This is a genomic window from Vibrio sp. 1288 (genome assembly GCF_033344475.1).
On sequence record NZ_JAWPOX010001213.1, the window covers coordinates 1 to 501 of the forward strand.

Annotated in this window: 1 pseudogene; it reads right to left on the reverse strand. The window is 47.3% G+C overall.

Annotated elements, in window-relative coordinates:
- Positions 1-501: pseudogene (locus R8O11_RS31745) on the reverse strand (bifunctional indole-3-glycerol phosphate synthase/phosphoribosylanthranilate isomerase); the annotation flags it as partial.

Consider the following 501-nt stretch of genomic DNA (forward strand, 5'->3'; position numbering starts at 1 on the left):
GGCTTTGTATCCGCCACGCCGTAGGCTTTCCAAATCTCGACGCCAACGGGTAGTTCTGTTTTGAGCTGGTTGACGTACTCTTGATCTTCTTGTCCATGTAACTGTACGGCTTTTAAGCCCAAAGACGTTACGATTGAGGCGACATAGTCAGCGTCGTGATTTTGGAATACGCCAACATAATTAAGTGGCGCGCCGCTCATGGTTAGGCGAGCACTTTCAAAATCGACCGCTCGTTTTGATTTCTCAACGAAAATCAGACCACCAAATACTGCGCCTGCTTGATACGCTTTTGCCGCATCATCTGGGTGAGTCAGACCGCAAACCTTATTTTCACCTAGCGTTACTTTACGAACCGCAAGTTCTAAGTTGTCTTCCGCCATTAGCGAGCTGCCAATCAAAAAGCCGTCTGCATATTCTGCTAAGTCACGAACTTGTTGATGAGTGTAAATGCCAGACTCTGAAATAACCGTTGCGTTTGGTGCAAGCTTACGAATGGTTGGC